This is a genomic window from Polymorphobacter multimanifer (assembly GCF_014205635.1).
Taxonomy (GTDB): domain Bacteria; phylum Pseudomonadota; class Alphaproteobacteria; order Sphingomonadales; family Sphingomonadaceae; genus Sandarakinorhabdus; species Sandarakinorhabdus multimanifer.
The window spans coordinates 104,908-123,748 of sequence record NZ_JACIIV010000002.1 but is presented as its reverse complement, the minus strand read 5'-3'; the positions used below and the strand labels follow the sequence as shown (position 1 = coordinate 123,748).

15 protein-coding genes are annotated in these 18,841 nt (G+C 67.2%); 5 read left to right on the top strand and 10 right to left on the bottom strand.

Going from position 1 to position 18,841, the window contains the following annotated elements; all coding sequences use genetic code 11:
• The first annotated feature begins 9 nt into the window (after window positions 1-9).
• From FHS79_RS01630 to FHS79_RS01620, 3 genes are read left to right on the top strand one after another with little or no spacing between them, the layout of a single operon-like run.
• Window positions 10-798, top strand: coding sequence for an exodeoxyribonuclease III (locus tag FHS79_RS01630; protein ID WP_184194373.1), 789 nt, complete (start codon window positions 10-12; stop codon window positions 796-798).
• Between the two features lie 10 nt (window positions 799-808).
• Complete coding sequence (locus tag FHS79_RS01625; RefSeq protein ID WP_341534399.1) at window positions 809-1,882, top strand: GTP cyclohydrolase II; 1,074 nt, start codon at window positions 809-811, stop codon at window positions 1,880-1,882.
• Complete coding sequence (locus FHS79_RS01620) at window positions 1,879-2,391, top strand: L,D-transpeptidase family protein (protein ID WP_373289710.1); 513 nt, start codon at window positions 1,879-1,881, stop codon at window positions 2,389-2,391. Before FHS79_RS01625 ends, FHS79_RS01620 begins: the two co-directional genes overlap by 4 nt.
• Before the next feature lie 2 nt (window positions 2,392-2,393).
• Here the strand turns inward: FHS79_RS01620 and FHS79_RS01615 are convergent, their stop codons facing one another.
• From FHS79_RS01615 to lnt, 9 genes are all read right to left on the bottom strand, one after another.
• On the bottom strand, window positions 2,394-4,730 hold the full coding sequence (locus FHS79_RS01615; RefSeq protein ID WP_184194370.1) for a transketolase: 2,337 nt from the start codon (window positions 4,728-4,730) through the stop codon (window positions 2,394-2,396).
• A complete protein-coding gene (locus FHS79_RS01610; protein ID WP_184194367.1) occupies window positions 4,730-5,665 on the bottom strand; it encodes a ribose-phosphate pyrophosphokinase in 936 nt (311 codons plus the stop codon). Before FHS79_RS01610 ends, FHS79_RS01615 begins: the two co-directional genes overlap by 1 nt.
• A 41-nt stretch (window positions 5,666-5,706) precedes the next feature.
• Entirely contained in the window at window positions 5,707-6,126 is a 420-nt protein-coding gene (mutT, locus tag FHS79_RS18630) for an 8-oxo-dGTP diphosphatase MutT (protein ID WP_274603640.1), read from the bottom strand.
• A 5-nt stretch (window positions 6,127-6,131) separates the two neighbouring features.
• On the bottom strand, window positions 6,132-7,556 hold the full coding sequence (locus tag FHS79_RS18625; protein WP_243452568.1) for a M48 family metalloprotease: 1,425 nt from the start codon (window positions 7,554-7,556) through the stop codon (window positions 6,132-6,134).
• 45 nt (window positions 7,557-7,601) lie between these two features.
• Entirely contained in the window at window positions 7,602-8,555 is a 954-nt protein-coding gene (locus FHS79_RS01600; protein WP_184194364.1) for an acetyl-CoA carboxylase carboxyltransferase subunit alpha, read from the bottom strand.
• A 38-nt stretch (window positions 8,556-8,593) separates the two neighbouring features.
• A complete protein-coding gene (locus FHS79_RS01595) occupies window positions 8,594-9,781 on the bottom strand; it encodes a glycosyltransferase (RefSeq protein ID WP_184194361.1) in 1,188 nt (395 codons plus the stop codon).
• Between the two features lie 9 nt (window positions 9,782-9,790).
• A complete protein-coding gene (gene trmB / locus FHS79_RS01590; protein ID WP_184194655.1) occupies window positions 9,791-10,480 on the bottom strand; it encodes a tRNA (guanine(46)-N(7))-methyltransferase TrmB in 690 nt (229 codons plus the stop codon).
• Window positions 10,477-11,742, bottom strand: a complete 1,266-nt coding sequence (locus FHS79_RS01585) for a methionine adenosyltransferase (RefSeq protein ID WP_184194358.1) — start codon at window positions 11,740-11,742, stop codon at window positions 10,477-10,479. Before FHS79_RS01585 ends, trmB begins: the two co-directional genes overlap by 4 nt.
• Before the next feature lie 107 nt (window positions 11,743-11,849).
• Complete coding sequence (gene lnt / locus FHS79_RS01580) at window positions 11,850-13,541, bottom strand: apolipoprotein N-acyltransferase (protein ID WP_184194355.1); 1,692 nt, start codon at window positions 13,539-13,541, stop codon at window positions 11,850-11,852.
• Window positions 13,542-13,683: 142 nt separating this feature from the next.
• Here lnt and FHS79_RS01575 point away from each other — a divergent pair, with 142 nt between their 5' ends.
• On the top strand, window positions 13,684-14,442 hold the full coding sequence (locus tag FHS79_RS01575) for an ATP-binding cassette domain-containing protein (RefSeq protein ID WP_184194352.1): 759 nt from the start codon (window positions 13,684-13,686) through the stop codon (window positions 14,440-14,442).
• A 7-nt stretch (window positions 14,443-14,449) separates the two neighbouring features.
• Window positions 14,450-16,012, top strand: a complete 1,563-nt coding sequence (locus FHS79_RS01570; protein ID WP_184194349.1) for an ABC transporter permease/substrate-binding protein — start codon at window positions 14,450-14,452, stop codon at window positions 16,010-16,012.
• A 9-nt stretch (window positions 16,013-16,021) separates the two neighbouring features.
• Here the strand turns inward: FHS79_RS01570 and FHS79_RS01565 are convergent, their stop codons facing one another.
• Window positions 16,022-18,835, bottom strand: coding sequence for a M16 family metallopeptidase (locus tag FHS79_RS01565; protein ID WP_184194346.1), 2,814 nt, complete (start codon window positions 18,833-18,835; stop codon window positions 16,022-16,024).
• Window positions 18,836-18,841 lie beyond the last annotated feature (6 nt).

Sequence of the window (18,841 nt, the reverse complement as noted above, 5' to 3'; positions counted from 1 at the left end):
GCTGGACCGATGAGCATCACCATCGCCAGCTGGAACATCAATTCCGTTCGTTTCCGCATCGATATCGTCGAGCGCTTCCTGGCCGAGACCGGCGTGGATATCCTGTGCCTCCAGGAAACCAAGGTGATGGACGATGCCTTTCCGCACGCCGCCTTCGAGGCGATGGGCTATCGGCACCGGTTGCTCCACGGCCAGCGGATGCACCATGGCGTGGCGATCCTGTCCAGGATCCCGCTCGCGGAAGCCCGCCGCAACGATTGGCAGGACAATGGCGAGGCGCGCCACATCGGCGCCCGGCTGCCGAACGGACTCCTGATCGAGAATGTCTATGTGCCCGCCGGTGGCGACATTCCCGACCGGTTGCTCAACCCGAAGTTCGGCCAGAAGCTCGATTTTCTGGGCCGCATGACCGACTGGTCGGCCGCCCTGCGCGAACCGACGCTGATCGTGGGAGATTTCAACATCGCCCCGCTCGAATGCGATGTGTGGAGCCACAAGGCGCTGCTCGATGTCGTCAGCCACACGCCCCTCGAGGTGGAGACGCTCGAGCGCTTCCAGGCGAGCCATGGCTGGGTCGATCTCGGCCGCCGCTTCATCGCCCCGCCCGAACGGCTCTACACCTGGTGGAGCTACCGCGCCGCCGACTGGAAGGCCTCTGATCGCGGCCGGCGGCTCGACCATATCTGGGCCTCGCCTGACCTGGCGCCGGCCGCAAAGGCGTTCCTGGTGCTGGAGGATGCCCGCAACTGGGGCAAGCCTTCCGATCATATCCCGCAGATCGTGACGCTCGATCTGTGACGGGGGACCTGTGACGCTCGCCGCCGATTATGCCGGCATCGCCGCGTCGGACGCGCTGCGCCGTGGGCAGATCGTGCGGGTGGGCAGCCTTGCCGTGCTTTCGGCCGAGCTGGCCGATGACGCAGCGCTGGCAGCGCTCGAAACCCGGTCACGTGCCGGGCTGATCATCACCGCGCGCCGGGCTGCCGTGCTCAACCTGGCCAACCAGATCGCTGCTGCAGCGGCCGATCCCGAGCCGGTATGGGTCGAGCGGCCGGCATGGCTCGATCTCGAAGCCAGCCGTGCCGTCGCCGACCCGGTGCTCGATCTCGCCACGCCGATGAAGGGCCCGTTCCGCACCCGGCCGCTTGGGGAGGATACCGATTCGGGTCGCGCGGCCATTACGCTGGCGAAGCACGCCGGGTTGATCCCCGCGGTTTATGCCGTGCCGCACGGCGCTGCGGAGGCGGTCGTTGAAACATCCGCTGGCCTTGCCCTCGCACTTCCAGCGCAAGCGGCACGACTTCGCATCGCCTCGCGCGCCCGGCTGCCGCTGGCGCTGGCCCCCGACACACAGGTCGTGGCCTTTCGCAGTGTCGATGGCGGCCCCGAGCATCTGGCGCTGCTCATCGGCGATCCCAACCCTGTCACCACCGTGCTCTCCCGGCTGCACAGCGCCTGCCTCACCGGCGATGTGCTCGGCAGCCTGAAGTGCGATTGCGGGCCGCAGCTGCACGCAGCCCTTGCTGCCATCGCCGCCAACCCCGGCGGCGGCATCCTCCTCTATCTGCAGCAGGAAGGCCGCGGCATCGGGCTCATCAACAAGCTGCGCGCCTATGCCCTGCAGGACCAGGGATTCGACACGGTCGACGCCAACACCCGGCTGGGATTCGAGCCCGACGAGCGGGACTTCAGCATAGCCGCCGCCATGCTGACAGCGTTGGGCGTGCGCAGCGTGGAGTTGCTCACCAACAACCCGGACAAGGTGGCCGGCCTCGCCGCGCACGGTCTCACCGCGTCGCGCCGCGCGCATGCCATGCCGCCCAACCCGCACAACCATGCCTATCTCGCCACCAAGCGCGACCGGCAGGGGCACCAGCTTTGAGCAACCTGACCGCCAGCATCGGCGCCGGTACCCTGACATTCGACAGTGAGACTGTACCTGCGCGCTTCGGGCGCAACGGGGCGTGCGCAGCGGAGGCCAAGCGCGAGGGCGACGGGATGACGCCATATGGTAGCTGGCCGCTCCGCACACTTCTGCTGCGTCCTGATCGCGCGCTGGCGGCACCGAAGACGCTGCTGCCGTGGCGCTGGCTGCGCCGGAACGACGGCTGGTCGGACGATGCGGCCGACCCGGCGTACAACCGGCCGGTTCAGCATCCGCACGACTTCAGTGCCGAGCGGTTGTGGCGTGATGATGGCGCCTATGATGTGGTGCTGGTACTCGGCCACAATGATGCGCCGCCGGTGCCGGGGCTGGGCAGCGCCATCTTCCTGCACTGCGAACAGCCCGATGGCCGCGCCACCGAAGGCTGTGTGGCGGTGGCGCGCGATGTGCTGCTGCGCTGGCTTCCGCTGTTGGCGTCGAATGCCGCGATCGAGATCGGCAAATAGCGTCAGTCCAGCAGGCTTGCCACGGCATCGACAATGGCGTCGGCATCGAGCCGATAGCGATGAAAAAGATCGGGCAGGTCGCCGGTCTGGCCGAAACTGTCGGTGCCCAGGGGTGCCACACGGTGGCCGCGCACGCCGCCGAGCCAGCTCAATGCCGAGGGTGAGCCATCGAGGATGGTGACAAGCCCGGCGCTGGCAGGAAGGGCTGCGAGCAGTTCATCGACATGCGCAAGCTGTGCCGCGGCGCCGGTCCAGCGCGCCGCGTTTGCGGCGGACCAGCCACGGTGCAGCAGATCGGGCGAGGTGACGACGAGAAGCCCCAACTCGGGCATGTCTTCGGCGAGCAGATCGGCGGCCGCAAGCACCTCCGGCGCGATGGCGCCGGAGAAGGCGATTGCGGCGCGGGTGTGCGAGCCGGGGGCGCGCAGCCAATAGCCGCCCTTGAGCGCAGCCGCACGCCAGGAATCGTCTGCGCGCACCGGCTGCGCAATGGCGCGGGTGGTGAGGCGCAGATAAACCGAGCCGCCGTCCACTGCCTGCATGTGATGGAAAGCCCATTCCATCATCGCCGCCAGCTCATCGGCGAACGCCGGCTCGAAGGCGGTCAGCCCTGGCTGGCCCATGCCGATGAGCGGCGTGTTGATCGACTGGTGCGCACCCCCCTCGGGCCCCAGCGTCAGGCCGGACGGCGTGGCGACGAGCAGGAAGCGCGCATCCTGGTAACAGGCATAATTCAGTGCATCGAGCCCGCGTGAGATGAAGGGATCATAGACCGTGCCCACCGGCAGCAGCCGCGTGCCGAACAGCGGTGCCGCCAGCCCGGTGGCAGCGAGCATGAGGAACAGGTTGTTCTCGGCAATGCCCAGCTCGATATGCTGGCCGGCCGCGTGCGCAGCCCATTTCTGCGCCGAGGGAATTTTGGCGCCGGCAAACACGTCCTTCAGTTCCTGCCGGCGGAACAGCCCGCGCGCATTCACAAAGCCGCCGAGATTGGTCGAAACAGTCACATCGGGCGAGGTGGTGACGATCCGGTCCGCCAGCGGGTGGCCCGACTTCGCCAGATCGAGCAGGATGCGCCCGAACGCCGCCTGGGTCGCCTGTTCCGCCCCCTCCGGCACGGCAAGTGCGGGGACAGGAACCGGCGCCGCCAAAGGCTCAGGCGCATGTCCAGCCAGCGAACAGCCATCCACCACCGCTTGCAATTCAGCGGCACTATTGTCCCCCAGCCCGCCCCAGCGCGCCCATTCGTCACCCTCGGATATCCCGAGATCGGCCCGCAGGGACGCGATCTGCCCGGGGTTCATCAGCCCCGAATGATTGTCCTTGTGGCCGGCAAAGGGCAGCCCCATGCCCTTGACGGTATAGGCGATGAACATCACCGGCCGCTCGTCCTGCGCTGCCAGCTCGAACGCCTCGATCAGCGTCTCGATGCAATGGCCACCGAGATTGGTCATCAGCGCCGCAAGTGCCGCATCGTCATGCGCCGCCACCAGCGCCAGTGCCGCCGTATCGCCTGCCATGTCGGCGTTTAGCCGCGCACGCCACGCAGCGCCCCCCTGATAGGTGAGGGCGGCATAATCGGCATTGGGGCAGGTCTCGATCCAGTCCTGCAGCGCCTGGCCACCGGGCTTTCGGAAGGCCGCCTGCAGGCGCTTGCCGTGGCGCAGCGTCAACACTCGCCAGCCGCAGGTTTCGAAAATATCGTCGAAACGCCGGAACATCCGGTCGGCGGTGGTGCTGTCGAGCGACTGGCGGTTGTAGTCGACGATCCACCAGCAGTTGCGCAGATCATGCTTGTAGCCCTCGATCAGGCACTCGTAGATATTGCCCTCATCGAGCTCGGCATCGCCCATCAGCGCGATCATCCGCCCGGCATCGGCTTCCGCCAACTGGCCATGCGCGATCAGATAATCCTGCACCAGGCTGGCAAATGCCGTCACCGCCACGCCGAGGCCGACCGACCCGGTGGAGAAATCGACCGGGATCACGTCCTTGGTGCGGCTGGGGTAGCTCTGCGCGCCACCAAAGGCGCGAAACGCCTGCAATTGCTCAAGGCTTTGCTGGCCGAGCAGATAATGGATCGCGTGCAGCACCGGCCCGGCGTGCGGCTTCACCGCCACCTTGTCCTGCGGCCGCAGCGCATGGAAATACAGGGCGGCCATGATCGCGGTGATCGAGGCGCAGCTCGCCTGATGCCCGCCGACCTTGAGACCATCGCGGCTCGGGCGCAGGTGATTGGCGTTGTGGATCGTCCAGGCCGAAAGCCAGCGCAGCCGCGTGTCGAGCGCCTCCAGGGCAGCAATCCGCGCGGCGCGGCTGTCGGTGGCGGTCTCCAGCATCAGTCGAACAGGCTCGATACCGAGCTTTCCTCGCTCGTGCGGCGCATCGCTTCGGCGAGCAGCGGTGCAATGGTGATGCGGCGAATCTTGCTCGCGGTCTTTACGCTGTGCACCGCGGCAATCGAATCGGTAACGACGAGTTCGGTCAGCGCCGAGCCTTCGACGCGTGCAACCGCCCCGCCCGACAACACACCATGGGTGATGTACGCCGTGGCACCACGCGCGCCGGCTTCCATCAGGGCGGCTGCCGCGTTGCACAGCGTGCCGCCCGAATCGCAGATATCGTCCACCAGAACGCAATAGCGGTCCCGCACATCGCCGATGATGTTCATCACTTCCGATTCGCCGGCGCGCTCGCGACGCTTGTCGACGATCGCCAGCGGCGCATTGCCGAGCCGCTTGGCCAGCGCGCGCGCCCGCACCACGCCGCCGACATCGGGAGAGACGACGGTGATCGCATCGCGCGGCAGCCGGGTGGCGATGTCCGATGCCATCACCGGGGCGGCATAGAGATTGTCCACCGGGATGTCGAAAAAGCCCTGGATCTGCCCGGCGTGGAGATCGACGCTCAGCACCCGATCAGCGCCCGCCACAGTGATGAGATTGGCGACCAGTTTGGCGGAGATCGGCGTGCGCGGCCCCGGCTTGCGGTCCTGCCGGGCATAGCCGAAATAGGGGACGACCGCCGTAATGCGCCGCGCCGAGGCGCGCTTCAGCGCATCGATGCAGATCAGCAATTCCATCAGGTTGTCGTTGGCGGGGGCAGCGGTCGGCTGCACCACGAACACATCCTCGCCGCGCACATTCTCATGCACCTCGACGAAAATTTCCTCATCGGCGAAGCGCCGCACCGAGGCTTTGGTCAGCTCCATGTCGAGATAATGGGCGATCGCCTGGGCGAGCTCGGGATTGCCATTGCCTGCCAGAATCTTCATGCGCGCCGCCCTTTGCTTGGAGTGGGCGGCATAGCCGCCTGCTACCGGCTCGGCAATGTCACGCGCGCGTCACATGCCGCGATGATCGCCGGTACCAGCGGATAATCGGCCGACGGCATCGCCAGTTCCGCCAGATCGCACGCTGCCACCCATTGCAGCCGCTGGTTGAGCCGGCCTCGTGGTTCCCCGCGCCACTCGCGCACGCCGAACAGCAGCATGACTAGGTGAAAGGTCGGATAGGCGTGGCTCACAAAGCCGAGCGGTGTAGGCGACCCGATGGTAACACCCAGTTCCTCGTCCAGCTCGCGCGCAAGTGCGGCTTCGGGTGTTTCGCCGGCCTCGATCTTGCCGCCGGGAAACTCCCAAAGCCCCGCCATCGTGCCGCCCGCCGGCCGCTCGGCAACCAGCACCCGGCCCTGCGCGTCGATCAGCGCGCCTGCGGCAACCTGGACGATGCGCACGTCGCTCAGCCGCGGACGATCAGCTTGACGCGGCTTCCCGGCACCAGGCGCGTATTGGCAGCAATGCCGTTCAGGATGGTGAAGCGCGCCACCTTGTCGTCGGTATAATCCATGCGCGCCGCAAGGCTCGCTACGGTGTCGTTTGCGCCCACACGCACCACGCTGACCCGGCGGCCACGGATGCCGGCAGTTTCCTGCGGTGTGAGGCGACGTACCGAGTTCAGCAACGTCTGGAAACCCGGGTCGCGGCCGGCAGGCGCGATCATAAGCATCTGATACCAGGCATTGTCGTTCCAGCGGTACACCGCGAGCGTGGCATCGACCTCGCCACTGTTCGACCGCTGCCGCACCGAGGACACTGCCGTCTCGATGCCGTTGATCCGCCTGATCTGCACCTGTGGGGCGGACTGCGCGCCGGCCGCCGCCCATATCCTTGCCGAATAGGCGGCAAGCGTCTGGCCTTCGGGCTGGCCACCGGTGGACTGGAATCGCCCGGCATTGCCGCGGGCGCCGTTGACTGCCGTGGGTGTGTTTTCGAGCACGAAACCGCTGGGCGCCTCGAATGCCAGCCCCAGCTGCGGGTGGCGGAAGCGCGTGCCCTCGATCACGCCCTGGGTCGCGTCGTCATCATAGGGCAGGCCGTCGATGGCATCGAGAAAGGTGTCGCGGTTCATTGCGCGTGCGCCCGCACGCGCAGTGAAGGTCTGCGCCTCCTTGCGAATGCGCGCTACGCGCTCATTGTTGGCGGGGTGGGTGGAAAGCCAGCTCGGCCCGGACCCTGATCCCTTCCCGGTCAAACGTGCTTCGAGGCCGGTCTGTGCGCCGAGCGAATTGAGTGAGCTGGCGCTCGACATCGGGTCATATCCAGCCTGGGCCAGATAGCGAAGACCCAGGCTGTCCGCCTGCCGTTCCTGTTCGCGACTGAAGCCGAGGGTATAGAGTTGCGCGCCGGTGTTGGCGAGCTGGCCAACGATGTTGGAGCCTGTCACTGCCCCCAGGATCGCCGCGCCGATGCCGCTGATCGTGGAGCGTTGCTGCCGGCTCTGCGAGTGCCGGGCGGCGACATGGCCAACTTCGTGGCCCATGACGAAGGCCAGTTCGGCCTCGTTGCTGAGCAGCGCCAGCAGCTGCCGCGAAATGTAGACATAGCCGCCCGGCAACGCGAAGGCGTTGTTGATATTGGAGTTGAGCAGCGTGACGGTATAATCCTGTGGCCGCGCCGACATGCCGGATTGCCCGGCAATCCGCTGGCCAACGGATTTCACATAATCCGCAGCACGCCCCTGCATGGCGCCGCCGAACTGTTGCAGCAACTGCGGGTGCGCCTCGATTCCGATCTTGCGCTCGCTGGTGGAAAAGCCTGGCCCTTGTGCCGCCGACGCGCTGGCAAGCAGCGCGAGCGGAATGAGGGCGAGTGAAATCTTGCGCAAGGTGGTGCTCCCGAAGCTGTTGCCCCCCGGCAAATTGAAATCACGCTAGAGCGTGCGGCCCATGGCAAGGAATTTTGCACGCCGGCCCTTGCGCAATGCTGAACCGTCGAGCGTCAGCAGCGGCGCCAGCTCGGTGGCCAGCGCCATCGCCAACGCCGCTACGGCGGCGCGGGGATCGCGGTGTGCACCGCCCAGCGGCTCGGCGACAATCGTATCGATCACGCCCAATTTCTTCAGGTCACCCGCCGTCACCTTCATCGCATCCGCGGCGTCGGCGGCATGGCTGGCGGCCTTGTCGGCAGTGCGCCACAGAATCGACGCGCACCCCTCGGGCGAGATCACCGAATAAATGGCATGCTCGAACATCAAAACGCGGTCCGCCGCCGCCAACGCGACTGCACCCCCCGAGCCGCCTTCGCCGGTAATGGCCGTGATCAGCGGCACAGGTGCTTCGAGGCACGCCTGGGTGGCGCGCGCGATCGCCTCGGCCTGGCCGCGCTCCTCGGCATCGAGCCCGGGAAAGGCGCCCGCGGTATCGACCAGCGTGATGATCGGCACACTGAAGCGCCCGGCCAGCTCGATCAGCCGGATCGCCTTGCGATAGCCCTCGGGCCGTCCCATGCCGAAATTGTGCTTCACCCGGCTGGCGGTGTCGTTGCCTTTCTCATGGCCGATCACCATCACCGGCGTATTCTGCCCGCGCAGCCGACCGAGCCCGCCCACGATCGCATGATCCTCGGCAAACGCCCGGTCACCGGCCAGCGGCGTGAAATCCTCGACCAGCCCGGCCACGAAATCCTTGAAGTGCGGCCGCGCAGGATGCCGGGCGACCTGCGTCTTCTGCCAGGGCGTCAACCGCGCATAGGTCTCGGCCAGCAGCCGCCGCGCCGCCCCCTCGGCATGCCGCGCGCCCGCCTCGTCCCCGGCTGCGCGATAATCATTGGCCCGCGCCTGGATCGTCGCGACCGGCTTTTCGAAATCAAGATAGGTGCTGCTCACGGTTCCAGCGACTAGGCAAGTTCGTGCGTGCGGTCAATCTAGAGGAGGCGCAGCGCGCGTGCCATGCGCCTTCCCAGCGTCGCGGCGACGGCTGGAGCGTCATAGGCAGCATAGCGCGCCCTTACCGTCGCCGCCGCTGCGCGCTCGGGGGCATCATCGTCTGCAAGCGCATCCAGCGCATCGCCGATCGCGTCCGCCGTCCACGCCGCAGGCCGGCGGCCAAGGCCGCGGGCTTCGAGCTGGCGGGCATGCGTCTCAGCTTCAAGCATGTCGGGGAGCAGCAGCATCGGCGCACCGTGGCGCAGCGCATCGAGCGACGAGGCATGGCCGACGCGGGTGACGAACAGGCGCGCCTCGGTGAGCGCGCGAGCGATGTCGACCGGTTCCACCTCGTGGCGGATGGACTCGGGCAAGCGGCCCGCAAACGGCCTGCCGCTCACCCAAACCGTCGGCCAGCCCCGCACCGCCAGTGCTTCCACCAGCGGTGCGGCCTGTACCCGCTCGAAAGGCAGATAAACGAAGATACGCGGCGCGCCTGCCGGTGCTGATGGCCAGTCGGGCGGGGCGGCCAGTGCCAGTCCGTCCATCGGACCATAATAGTCGCTGTCGCGGCGCCCGGCACTGGGATCAACCTCGGGCCAGCTCGTCACGAACGGCGTGGCGGTGGCAAGCAGCTCGCGCACGCTGCCCAGCATCGGCGCCTTGAAATGCCGGCACACCGCCCGGATCACGCGGTTGGCCACGGCATCATCGGCCGCTTCCGGCCCGCGCACCCAGGGCATGATGCTCGGCATCGGGCCGGTGGCAGGCGGGCAGCTGAACGGCGAGCCCAGCCGTGCCGACGGCAACCGGGCCACATGCGCCGCCAGGAGGCTTGCCGGGGCATGCTCGCCGTAAATGCCCACCGGCCGCACGAGCTCGAACAGGGTGAGCCAGGCGCGGACGATCTCGATTAGCCCCTCCTCGCTCATGAAGCCGCCATCGCCGATCACCTGGCCATAGCTGAAGGTGGGCACGGCAATCCGCTGCCGCACCCAGAGCGGCGCCTGCACGACCCTTGAAAAGGCCGGAGGGCCATCTCCCCAGAGCGTCGGAGGTGTCACGACATCGCGGGCCGCAAGCCAGCTCTCATGTCCCATGGCCGCCAGCGCGCGCGCGGCGGGCACCATCAGGCTCAGATGGCCGTTGCCGAGCCCCAATTCCCAACATGCCAGCAGCCGCGCCATGCGCCGAGCTTAGCCGATGCGGCGATAACGGAAATACCAGACTTGCTTGCCCTCGCGCAGCGCCTTCTGCTCGTAGCGGGTCGGCGGCCAGTCGGCAGGGCGGTGGTCCCAGTCCGCCGGGCTGCTGGCAAGCCATTCGAAATCGGCAGTGTGCTGCATCTGCATCAGCGTCCAGTGGCAATAGACCGGATGGTCGGTGCCGACCCGCAGCTCCGCCCCCGGCTTCAGCGCCCGTGCCAGCAGCGCGAGTGGCCCCGGGTTGACGAAGCGGCGCTTGGCATGGCGCACCTTGGGCCAGGGGTCGGGATGCAGCAGGAAGGCGCGGTCAAGGCTGGCGGGCGGCAGCCGGTCGAGCACATCGAGCGCATCGCCATGGTGCAGCCGCACATTGTCCACCCGCGCTTCGCGGATGCCGGCGAGCGCCCCCACCACGCCATCCAGAAACGGCTCGGCGCCGATGATGCCGACATGCGGATGCGCGGCGGCCTGTGCCACCATATGCTCGCCGCGGCCGAAGCCGATCTCAAGCCACAGCGGGCGCGCATCGCCGAACACTGTCTCGGCCGTCACCGGGCCTTCGACGGCAATCTCGAGATCGGGCAGATCGGCTTCGAGCATCGCCGCCTGGCCGATGCGCAGCTTGTGGCCGGCGCGGCGACCGTAGAGGCGGCGGATGGTGGTGGGGTCGGACGCAGTCAGATAGCGCCCCTCAGTGTATCGACCAGATCGAGCCGTTCCCAGGAGAAGCCGCCCTCGTCATCGGGCGTGCGGCCGAAATGCCCATAGGCTGCCGACCGCTGGTAGATCGGCTTGTTGAGGCCGAGCCGGGTGCGGATGCCGCGCGGGGTGAGCGCGAAGCCGAGCTTGGCGCTATCTGCCAGGATCGCTTCGATCCGCGCCTCGGCCACGGTGCCGGTGCCATGCAGGTCGACATGGATCGACAGCGGTTCGGCGACGCCGATGGCATAGCTCAGCTGGATGGTGCAGCGCTTGGCAAGCCCGGCCGCCACGATGTTCTTTGCGAGGTAGCGGGTAATATAGGCCGCCGAGCGATCGACCTTGGTCGGATCCTTCCCGCTGAAGGCGCCGCCACCGTGCGGGGATGCGCCGCCATAGGTGTCGACGATGATCTTGCGACCAGTCACGCCGGCATCGCCGTCGGGTCCGCCGATCTCGAAGCGGCCGGTGGGGTTCACATGGATAACCGTGTCGTCGGTGATGAAGCCGGCGGGCAGCACATCGTTGAACACGCCCATCACATAGTCGCGAAGCGTCTTGTACTTGGCGGCATCGCCACCGCTCTCGACCGTGCCATCGGCCTTCGTGTTTTCCCAAGGGAGGCAATAGTCAACTGCGTGCTGGGTGGAAACGACGAGGGCCATCGCGCGCACCGGCACTTCATTCTCATACTGCAGCGTCACCTGGCTCTTCGCGTCGGGCTCGAGGAAGGGAGCAGCACCCGAGTGCCGGTCCGTGGCCATCCGCTCGAGGATCTTGTGCGAATAATAGAGCGTGGCCGGCATGTAATCGGGGGTCTCATCGGTCGCATAGCCGAACATGATGCCCTGGTCCCCGGCACCCTCGTCCTTGTTGCCGCTGGCATCGACTCCCTGGGCGATATGCGCCGACTGCGGGTGCAGATGATTCTCGAAGTGCAGGTTCTGCCAATGAAAGCCGTCCTGCTCATAGCCGATGCGCTTCACCGCCTGGCGGACCACGGTCTGGATCTCTTCCTGCGCGCCTTCCGCCCAGTTTCCCTCGGAATCGATCATGCCCAACCCGCGCACTTCGCCGGCAAGGATCACACGGTTGGTGGTGGTGAGTGTCTCGCACGCCACCCGCGCCTGCGGGTCCTTCGACAGGAACAGATCGACCACTGCGTCCGAAATCTGGTCGGCCACCTTGTCCGGGTGCCCCTCGGACACAGACTCGCTGGTGAAAATGAAGGAAGTGCGTGTCATGTTCGAATCCCACCTCTGGAGTTTGCAGGGGTGCTACATGCCGTCTGGTCGCTACGCAAGGGGCATAAAGATTGCTTTATATGAAAGCAAAGCTTTCGCTTGCCGGCTTACAGGACCGTTCTGCGCCTCCACAGCACGACGCCCGAGATCAGCAGCAGCCCGGAAAGGCCGAGGGGGATTTGATCGCCGTAGATGGCATAGGGTGTGGCCGGAAGTGGCGGCGGCAGCGTGGTGCGAATGAAGCCGCTGATGCCGGCGTCCTGCTGCGCGAATATGCCCCCTGACGGCCCGATCACCGCGCTGATGCCGGTCGGCGTGGCGCGGGCCAGCGGAAGCCCTTCCTCGATCGAGCGCAGCCGTGCCTGTGCCAGATGCTGCGGCGGGCCAGTGGGGCCGAACCATGCATCGTTCGATATGTTGACGATCCATGCTGGGCGCTGGCCATATTCGGTCACGCGGCCGCCAAAGATGATCTCGTAGCAGATCATCGCACTGAACGGCGGGATGCCGGGCAGGGAGAACGTCTTCGGTCCCGGCCCAGGCGCGAAATCGATGCCGCCGGGTGCAAGCCGCGCCAGGCCGATCGTCTCCATGATGCCGCGCGCCGGAACATATTCGCCAAGGGGCGTCAGATGTGCCTTGTCATAGCGCGCCAAGATCCGTGCGCTCGCATCGAGCACGAAAAGGCTGTTGCGCAGCTTGTCGATGTTGCCTGCGGCATCCCGCTCTGCAGCAACGCCGCCGAACAGCAGCAGATCGCGTGGCCGCAACACGGTTGCAAGTTTGCGGCGCAGCGCAGGGTCTTCCTCCGGGAGCCCGAACACGGCGGATTCGGACCAGATCACCAGATTGGGTCGCTCTGCCAGATCGGCGCCGGCAAGCGTTTCGGAAATCGTGCTGCCCACTTCCTGCTCTGGCGGATTCTGGTCACCGCCGCTGCGCTCCGCGTTCTCGTCGACGCCCGCGAACGGGGCTGCAGCTTGCTGGTCCGAACGTTCCTCTTCCACCGCTCCGCCCATTGTCGAATCGGCCACCGCCTCGCGAGTGATCGCGAGGTAACGCTCCAGATGTCTGGCGTTGGCGCCCTCATCATATTTCTCGTCCTGGCCGATGTTCGGCTGCACGATGACAAGGGTCGGATTGTCGGGGAAATAGACGTTCTGGATATAGGTTCGACCGATCAGGCCGCTGAGCAGCATGAAGGCGGCAATGGCAACGCCCACCCCGCGCTGGGTGAGGGTGCGCTGCGGCCCGAGCAGCAGCCACAGTCCCCCGCCGGCGATCACCATCAAGCCGCTCAGTCCTTGAGCCCCGATGTCACGCGCCAGCTGCGCGATGCCTGGTGACGCCAGCCAGGCCACCCCCAGCGGGTTCCAGGAAAAGCCGCTGAACAGCACGCCGCGGAGCCATTCGGTAATCATGAAGGCACCGGCGAGCACCAAAAGCCGCGCCAGCCCGGGCTGCGGCAACGCGCGTGCCGCCACAGACGCAATCATCGGATAAAGCGCGAGGAATGCAGATAGGCCGAGCACGGCTACCCAGCCCATCGCCGCCGGCATGGCCGACTGGAAGGTGAAGGCGGTGGCGATCCAGGTGAGGCTGGTGGCGAACATCGCAAAGCCCCAGACCCAGCCTGTTGCAGCAGCGTTGCGGCGTGAGGGGGCGGTATCGACCAACCCCACGAGCATGGCAGTGCCGAGGATGGCGAGGATCCAGAAGTCGGTTGGCGCAAAGCCCAGCGCCGTTGCCACCCCGGCGGCAAAGGCAAGCGGCAGGCGCAGGCGAGGATCAAGAAACATGCGCGAAGCAGAGCCTTTGGTTTGGATTGTGACGAGCAATCAGCTTCGCTTTAGCGGCCGATCGGCGTGATTGCCAATGACCTTGCGCCATGTGCGGCCGCGCACCCTTGCCGAAGCCGCGCCAGACCGGCAACAACCTCCGATGGCCGTCACCCTCGAATATGAGCGGATCAACATTTCGCGTGGCGGCCGGCCGGTGCTGGTCGACATCGATCTCGTGCTGCCTGCCGGCGGACTGGTGGCACTCACCGGCGCATCGGGGGCCGGAAAGACGACGCTGCTGCGGATTACCAACCGCCTGCTAGCGCCCGATTCGGGCCGGCTGTTGATCGACGGCGCCGATGCCGCGAACGAGCCGGGGCCGCAGCTTCGCCGGCGCATCGGCTATGCAGCGCAGGGCGTGGGGCTGTTTCCGCACTGGACGGTTGGAGACAATATCGCGGCCGTGCCATGGCTGAACGGCATGGAACGACAGGGGCGCGACCGTCTCGTGCTGGAAATGCTCGATCTGGTGGAACTCCCACAAAGTTTCGCCAGCCGGATGCCAGCGGCACTTTCCGGTGGCCAGGCAAGCCGGGTGGGGCTTGCGCGCGCGTTGGCGGCACGCCCCGGCCTGCTGTTGCTCGACGAGCCCTTTGCGGCTCTCGATCCCGAAACCAGAAACGAGCTCGCCGACCGGATTGAAGCGCTCCACAAGGCTCAGGGGCTGACAACGCTTTTGGTGACGCATGATCTGGCCGATGCGCTCACCCGTGCCACGCGCATCCTCGTGCTCGACGGCGGCAGGCTCGTTGCCGATGCCACGCCGGCAGCACTGGTCGCTGATCCGCATCCGGCGGTTCAGGCGCTCATCGCCTCGCCGCTCGACCAGGCGCGGCGGCTGGTGCGTCTGACCGAATGACTGCGGCATGATTGCCAACGCCGCCTGGGACAGGGCGATCGGCATGTTGCCCGACCGGATGGCAGCGCATCTCGGCGTGAGCGCCGCTGCCGTCGGGCTGGCGCTGCTCATCGCGGTGCCGGTGGTGCTGGTGATGGCCGGGCGCCCCCGGCTGCGCGCCGCCGTGCTCACCGCCGCCGGCGTGGTGCAGACGGTGCCCGCGCTGGCGCTGCTGGCGCTGTTTTATCCGCTGCTGCTCGCCTTGTCCGCGCTCACCGAGCGGCTGGCCGGCTTCGGGGTGCCCGCGCTCGGCTTCCTGCCGTCGATGCTGGCGCTCACCCTTTATGCACTGCTGCCGCTGCTGCGCGGCGGGGCGGACGGGCTGGCGAGCGTGCCCCCTGCCACGCTCGATGCCGCCGATGGCATCGGCATGACGCGCGGCCAGCGGCTGCTGCATGTCGAGCTTCCGATGGCGGCGCCCATCATCATCGGTGGTCTGCGCACCGCTGCGGTCTGGACGATCGGCGCTGCCACGCTCGCCACCACCGTCGGCCAGAAATCCTTGGGAGACCTCATCTTCGCCGGGCTGCAGCTCGAGGATTGGGCGCTCGTCGTTACCGGCTGCCTCGCCGCCGCGGCGCTTGCCATCATCACCGACATGGCGCTGTGGCGGGTGGAGACCGGCATCGCCGCCCGCAAGTGGCGCAAGGCCGGGCTGGGCGGCGCCCTGCTCGCTGCCATGGTGGCGGCGGTGCTTGCGCTGTGGTGGAATGCCCGCCCGCCCGAAACCGCCGAGCGCCCGGTGGTGGTCGGCGCCAAGAGCTTCGGCGAGCAGTATATCCTTGCCGAGTTGATCGCTTCGCGGCTGCGCGAGCAGGGGCTGGCGGTCACCGTCCGCTCCGGCCTCGGCTCGGCGGTGGCATTTCGCGCGCTCACCGCCGGCGACATCGATCTCTATGTCGATTATTCGGGCACGCTCTGGTCGAACGCCCTTGGACGCACCGACGTCGCCCCGCGCGCCAGCATGATCGCCACGTTGCGCACCGAACTGCCCAGGCGCCACAAGGTGCAAGTCGCCGCCGTGCTCGGCTTCGAGAACGCCTATGCGCTGGCGATGCAGCGCACCGATGCCGAACGGCTCGGCATCGCCAGCCTCGCCGATCTCGCGCGCCAGTCCGACCGGCTGCGCCTCGCCACCGACACCGAATTCCAGAGCCGCGAGGAATGGGCGGCACTGCAGCGCGCCTATGGCCTGCGCTTCGCCCGCCTCACCGCCTATACGCCGACGCTGATGGTCCGCGCCCTCATAGGCGGCGAGGCGGATGTGATGACTGCCTTTTCGTCGGATGGCCGCATCGCCGCCGACGACCTGACGCTGCTCACCGATCCCGCCGGTGCGCTGCCGAGCTATGATGCCATGCTGCTCATCGGTCCCACCCGCCCCGATCTCGCCCGCCGCCTGCAGGCCCTCGAAGGCCGCATCGCGGTGGAAGCGATGCGCCAGGCCAATTGGCAGGTCGATCGCGCCACTGACAAGCGCACGCCCGAACAGGCGGCGCGCTGGCTGGCGGGGCGGATCGCCGAAAAATAGACGCCGGCTCTACTCTTTCAGCAGCCCGTTCGCCGGCCGCACCGGACCCAGCCCAAGCGCTTCAAGCCGCTTCGCCTGCGTCTTGGCATCCCCCACGATCACATAGGTCATCCGCTGCGGATCGAACCATTTGCGCGCCAGTTCGGAAACGCGCGCGGTCGTCATGCTCGCCACCACCTCGGCTTCGCGGGCCACGAAATCGGCTGGCAGCCCCAGGTCGCCGATGCCGGCAAGCAACCCGAGCTTGGCGCCCTGTGATTCGAAGGCCCGTGCGCGCGACTTCACGAGAAAGCTCTTGGTCACCGCGAGATCGGCATCGGTGAAAGTGGCGGGATAGTCCCGGACAATCTCCCGCACCAGCTGTGCCGCTTCGAGGGTGACATTGGCACGCACCGGGCTGAAGATCTGGAAACCGCCTTCACGCGATCCCCCGCCAAGCCCCGAGCGGATGCCATAGGTATAGCCCTTGCCCTCGCGCAGCTGCTGGGTGAGCCGCGAGGCAAAGCCGCCGCCGCCGAGGATGTAGTTGGCCACCTGCACCGGATAATAGTCCGGGTCCGCCCGCCGCATCGCCGGGCTCCCGAACAGCAGCACCGACTGCTTGGCATCGGGAAGATCCTGGAACCACAGCGCCGGCGCCTCGGGACGCTTTGCCAGCGGCCATTCGGGGATGGCGACGGGGTTGCCGGTCCAGGCGCCAAGCGGCGCAAAGGCAGCCTGCGCCGCCGCCTGGTCGACGGCACCCACCACCCGCAGTCGCGCACTCGCCGGCGAGATGTTGCGCGCATGAAAGGCCTTGAGGTCGTCCATCGTCAGCGCCACCACCGAGGCCGGCGTGCCCAGCTCGTCCTGGCCCAGGATATGGTCGGGGCCATAGGTCACGCGCGCCATCACCGCCACAGCCAGCTGCGCCGGCTGCGCCTTGTTGTCGGCGATCTCGGCAAGCGTCGCCGCCTTGACGAGCGCCAGCTCGGCCGGGTCCCAGCGCGGCTGGGTCAGCACCTCGGCCACCAGCGCGGCGGTGGCCGGCAGGTTGCGATCCAGCGTGGTGCCGCTGATGATGATCCGCTCATCCCCAGCCTCGGCCTCGAGCGTGGCACCGAGCGACTTCAGAGCATTTTCCAGCTCGGCCGCGGTCTTCGTCCGCGTGCCGCGGGTGAGCATCTGTGCGAGCAGGCTCGCCGCTCCCGGCTTCTTCACATCATCGAGCAGCCGACCGCCATCGATGCTCAGCTGGAAACTGACCAGCGGCAGTTCGTTGTCGACGATCCCCGACACCGGCAGCCCGCCCGCAAGTGCTGCCGTCCAGATCGCCGGTTGCGGCACGCGTGGTTGCGGGCCGGCCGGCGGCTCGACCGTGCGGTCGAAGCTGGAGGGCGTCCGCGCATAGGGCTTCACCCCAGCCTTGGGGTCGACCTCGGCCTCGGCGCCCTGGACGATCTTCTCCTCCTCGATCACCGCCTTTTGCGAGCCCGCCAGTGCCAGCACCGCCCCGCCCTTCGGCAACGCGCTCACCGCCACGTGCGGCCGCAGCGCGCCCCCCGAGCGGAACACCCGGCCATAGACGCGCATCACATCCGCGGCGGTTACCGCACGCAGCCGCTCCAGCCGGTCATCGATGAAGTCGGTCCGCCCGGTCATCGCATGGTAGCGGGCAATGCTGTCCGCCTTTTGCAGCACGCCCTGAAAGCTCCGGTAGAAGGCCGCCTCCTGCGTGGTCTTGACCCGCGCCAGCGCCGTCGCATCGACGCCGTTCTTCTCGAAGCGGTCGAGGGCGGTAATCAGCCCCGCCTGCACCTTGTCGAGTGGTGTGCCCTCGAAGGCGCGAATCTGGATGAAGGCATCGCTCGCCAGTTCGCCATCATAGACGAACGCCTCGACCTTTTCGGTCAGCTTCATTTCCTCCACCAGCACGGCGGTCAGCGGCGAGTCCCGGCCATCGGTGAGCAGCTCGAGCAGCACTTCGAGTGCCGGGGAGTCTGGGTCGGCAATCGGCGGTGCGGGAAAGCCCAGTCCAAGCTGCGGCAGTTGCGCGAAATTGTCCTCATATTGCAGGCGCTTTGTCGTTGTGAGCCCGGCTGGCCGCGGCTTCTCGCGCGCGAAATCGCCTGCCGACTTGTATTCGGCGAAATAGCGCTCGGCGAGTGCACGCACCTGCTGCGGGTCGACATCGCCGGCCACCACCAGCGCGCTGTTGGCGGGCTGGTACCAGCGGGCATAGAAATCCTGCACATCACCCAGCGTCGCTGCATCGAGATCGGCGAGCGAGCCGATCACCGGCCAGCTATAGGGGTGGCTGGCGGGGTAGAGCGCCTTGGCCATGATGAGCTCCATCTGGCCATAGGGGCGGTTGTCATAGCTCTGCCGCTTCTCGTTCTTGACGACCTGCTTCTCCTTGGCGAGCACCGGCTCGGACACGGTCTTGATGAAGAAGCCGAGCTTGTCCGCTTCCGCCCATATCATCTTCTCCAGTGCATCATTGGGCACTGCCTGGGCATAGATGGTCACGTCACGGTCGGTGTTGCCGTTTGCCCCCGAGCCACCGATGCGCGCGCTCAGCCGGTCGAGCCCGCCGGTCCCGAGATTCTCCGAATCGAGGAAGAACAGATGCTCGAACATGTGCGCAAAGCCGGTGCGCCCCGGCGTCTCGCGCGCCGAGCCGACATGCGTGGCCAGCGCCACCGCCGCTACCGGATCGGACTTGTCGACATGCACGATCACCTTGAAGCCGTTCGCCAGCGTGAAGGTCTCGGTCGGCAGCAGCGGCGCTGCAAGTGCCGGGGTCGTGAACAGCGTGGCGGCGAGCAGGACGGAACGGAACATCAAGGC